3 protein-coding genes and 1 pseudogene are annotated in these 4,390 nt (G+C 39.3%); all 4 read right to left on the reverse strand.

Translation table 11 applies throughout. The features are described from left to right. Positions 1-1,592: amidohydrolase (locus AB685_RS26975; protein WP_047973680.1), on the reverse strand; the 1,592-nt coding region annotated here is incomplete at its 3' end. 195 nt (positions 1,593-1,787) lie between these two features. Then, entirely contained in the window at positions 1,788-3,380 is a 1,593-nt protein-coding gene (locus tag AB685_RS26980) for an acyl--CoA ligase (RefSeq protein WP_047973681.1), read from the reverse strand. A 171-nt stretch (positions 3,381-3,551) separates the two neighbouring features. Then, the gene (locus tag AB685_RS26985) at positions 3,552-3,755 is read right to left on the reverse strand and encodes an alpha/beta-type small acid-soluble spore protein (protein WP_047973682.1); all 204 of its coding nucleotides are present in this window, start codon (positions 3,753-3,755) and stop codon (positions 3,552-3,554) included. 103 nt (positions 3,756-3,858) lie between these two features. Further along, positions 3,859-4,390, reverse strand: a pseudogene (locus tag AB685_RS26990) (tRNA 4-thiouridine(8) synthase ThiI); the annotation flags it as partial.

Here is a 4,390-nt window from a genome sequence, read left to right on the forward strand (position 1 = left end):
TCATTACGGTTATACATAACCGTATTATCCACAACCGTCATCAGTACATTTGTGCGAAGAGCCTTGTCAGGGTCACCATCAAATAAATCCTCGTCTAAAACCGTAAAATCAGCTACGAATCCTGATGCAATGACTCCACGGGTCTCTTCTTTTTCAATAGCTGTTGCACTACCTTGCGTAAATAATTTTATCGCTTCAAACATCGATAATTTCTGATTAGGTAAGTAGCCGCTATGTATTTCGCCTGGTTTTTTTCTTGTCACGGCTGCATGAATGCCCAGTAATGGATCAACTGGCTCGATTGGCGCATCAGACCCTCCTGCACAAACTAAGCCTGAATCGAGTAATCTTTTCCAAGCAAATGAATAAGGTAAGCGAACTTCCCCTAACCTTTCCATCACCCACGGAAAATCAGCTGCAACAAACCGAGGCTGAATATCAAGGACAACTCTTAAATTCTTTAAACGCTTAAGTATTTCCTCATTAACCACTTGGACATGAATAAGCCTATCCCGACCATGTGTACACGGATGCTTTTCAATAGCTTGAATAGCGAGGTGGAGGGCTTCATCCCCAATGGTWTGGATAGCGACAGGCATATCCTCCTCTCTTGCTTTCTTAACCAACCTCTCTAATTCCTCTTGTTGATGCATCGCTACCCCATTTGTTCTAGGGTCATCTGTATATGGAGCGCTTAGCAATGCCGTCCTTCCACCCAAGGCTCCATCGGCAAATATTTTCATAGCACCTAACTCAATAAAAGGAGTAACATCTCCTTTTTTATGACCTGTCTCTTTCATTTCACTTATCGCTTCATGGTGAACGAGTAAGTGAGCCCTGAACTTAATATTGACTCCATCAATAACTTGATTAAAAGCATCTAGCGTCTCTTTAAATCCCCCATAATAATGGAGATCTTCYGTATGCCCTCCAACTAATCCCAATCGAAGCATATCCTTTGTTGCTTTTTTTAATGCACGTTCCACATACTGTTTTCCTACTGGGGGTATGACTGACTTCACTAACTCTGTAGCAGCATCAAGTAAATAACCTGTCGGCTTCCCATCAGCATCTCTAACAATGACACCACCTTCAGGGTTTGGCGTATCTTTTGTTATGCCTGCTAGGGCTAAAGCTTTTGAATTCACAAGTGCTGCATGTCTACAAATTCGTGTCAAATACATCGGATGTTCGGTAGTAATATCATMTAGCTCACTACGATGAAATATCTTTCGGTCAACAAAATTATTCTCATTCCACCCCTSTGCAAAGACCCACTCCCCTATTGGTGTCTCTCTTACTTCTTCTGCTAATTGTTCACTCATTTCGCTTGCTGAATGTGTTTCTGATAAATCCAAACGTATAAGACGTTCCCCATGTCCTACCATATGTAAGTGGCTATCTACAAATCCAGGGTAAACAAATCCACCTTCTACATCTWTACTCTCTTTCATTCGATCCCGATAACTAGATATGAGATCATCCTTACTGCCACTATCAACAATAACGCCGTCCTCTACATAGACCGCTTCAACCTTTTCTTGTTCTTCTTTCATCGTAAAGAAAGTGCCATTCCACCAAAGAGTGCCCAAATTGCATCCCCCTATCTTTCAACTCTTTTACTTAAGCTTCATTTACTTGATACTATCCTGACAGAAAATTCACGAAGTTGCAATTTAACTGTGCCTCTCGATTTAAAAAAGCATGACTCATTTGAGCCATGCTTTTCACCTTCCCTATCCTGTACGAGCGCTCGCTCACTATAAAATAGGCAAAATTCTTCTTTTTTAAGCCTTAGTATATTTTGCTTTCTCTTGTTGACGAAGCTCAATACGTCTAATTTTTCCTGACGTTGTTTTCGGTAATTCTTGTAAAAACTCAATTTTTCTTGGATATTTATAAGGAGCGGTCATAATCTTWACATGCTCTTGTAATTCAGCAATCAACTGATCATTTCCAGCCTCGTTTTGATCTCTTAGTACAACGAATGCCTTAACAATATTTCCTCTAATTTCATCTGGTGATGCAACAACCGCACATTCTTTTACAGCCGGATGTTTCGTAAGAGCGTCTTCTACTTCAAATGGTCCAATGGTATATCCAGAGCTGATAATAATATCATCACTACGACCTTCAAACCAGAAGTAACCATCTTCATCTAATTTTGCTTGATCGCCAGTGATATAGTAGTCTCCTCTGTAAGCCATTGCCGTACGCTCTGGATCCTTATAATACTCACGGAATAACGCTGGTGCACTCTTGTGAATGGCGATATCTCCTACTTCACCTGCTTTAACTGGGACTCCATTCTCATCGACGATTGCCACTTCATTTCCTGGTGTTGGYTTACCCATAGAACCCGGTTTAATTTCCATCCCTTGAAGTRTACCAATTAATAATGTATTTTCCGTTTGACCATAACCATCACGAACATCCACATTAAATGCACGCTTAAATGTTTCGATCACTTGACGATTTAATGGTTCCCCTGCTGATACAGTGCTCCGYAACTCAGGTAATGTATAACTATCAATTGACTCAACTTTAGCCATTAATCGATACTCTGTCGGCGTACAACATAGTACGTTAATCTTTTCATCTTCTAGACGTTGTAAATACTCATTAGGATCAAAACGTCCATGATATACATATGCTGTTGCGCCTACACCAATTGTTGAAAGAAACGGACTCCAAATCCATTTTTGCCAACCCGGTGCAGCTGTTGCCCATACTTTATCTCCTTCTTGTACATCAAGCCACATTTTAGAAGCCACTTGAAGATGAGCGTAAGACCAACCATGAGTATGTACAACTGCTTTTGGATTTCCTGTTGTACCTGACGTGTAAGGAAGAAAAGCAAGTTCATCTCTTTTTGTTTGTGCACCTTCATAGTAATCGCTTTCATTTTTAGCTTCTTCAATAAGATCAACCCAACCATCTAATGATTGTCCAATAATTAATTTTGTTTGAAGAGTAGGTGTTGTGTCACCTAACGATTGAACTTCATCCGTAAACCCTGTGTAAGCAATAATTGCTTTTGCTTCAGCATGGTTAATGCGATATGCTAAATCCTTTGCTCTTAACATTTCTGAACAAGGAATGATAACAAGTCCTGCTTTCAAGCACGCAAGGTATGAGAAGTAGGCTTCAGGGACTCTAGGTAAAATAAGTAGAACCTTGTCACCTTGTTTTAATCCTTGACTTAACATAGCATTTGCAAAACGATTTGTGTGAGCTACCAATTCAGGGTATGAGATAATGCGACGGTTATTCTTATCATCTGACCAATCAATTGCTATGCGGTCCTCATCTTTCGCATAACGTTCTACTTCGTGTGCTAAATTGTAAATGTCTGGTGCAATAAGCTGTTSTCGTTCCATAATCATCCTCCTCAATTATACATACATGATGCCAAGTTCATAAAACAGGACTTTTCTACTCACTATGTCCTCGTCACCATTATACAGAAAAAAATGATTTTTTTGAATATTATTTTATAACAAAAATAAAAGAGGACGGGTAAACCGTCCTCTTTATGCCATCATATGGAATTAATGTTGTTGTCCGCCGAATTGTTGTTCAGCCATTTGAACTAGACGTTTAGTGATTTCACCACCTACAGATCCGTTAGCGCGAGCTGTAGCATCAGGTCCTAATTGTACACCAAACTCAGAAGCGATTTCATACTTCATTTGATCAAGTGCTTGTTGTACGCCAGGTACTACAAGTTGGTTTGAGCTGTTGTTGTTAGCCATGTGTCTCACCTCCTTCTGTACTAATAGAATGAGTCACATGGCTAGTTTACATGCACGTTATTTTATGGTAATTACTGAGAGAAATATTGAAAGTTTGTAAATGTTAAAACAAATCCTCAATCTCTTTTTCCACTTTGTTTACATTAGAGATTTGAATGGATTCCGTTCTATTAACAGCATCATCTATATAATGATCGACTTCTAAATACTTCTCGAATTTATTAGCATGCTCTCTTTTAGGTCGCGTTTTTGAATCTGGCGGCAAAAAGATCGTACAGCAATCTTCAAATGGTAAGATCGACGTCTCATACGTATCAATTTTTTTAGCAATATCGATTACTTCGAGTTTATCCATTGTCACCAAAGGACGAATGATTGGTARATTCGTTACTTCATTTATTGTGTTCATGCTGTGGAGAGTTTGACTAGCAACTTGTCCTAAGCTTTCGCCAGATGCAATCGCTAAAATTCCCCGCTCTTGTGCGATTCTTTCACTTATCCTCAACATCATTCTTCTCATTAGTGTCATTTGATAATTACTTGGAGCTTCTTTGTGAAGATGTTGTTGGATGTCTGTAAAAGGAACCAAGTGCAGCCTAATGCTTGAACCGAACTTAGTTAATCTTTTCGCTAAT

The sequence above is a fragment of the Bacillus sp. LL01 genome, from assembly GCF_001037965.1.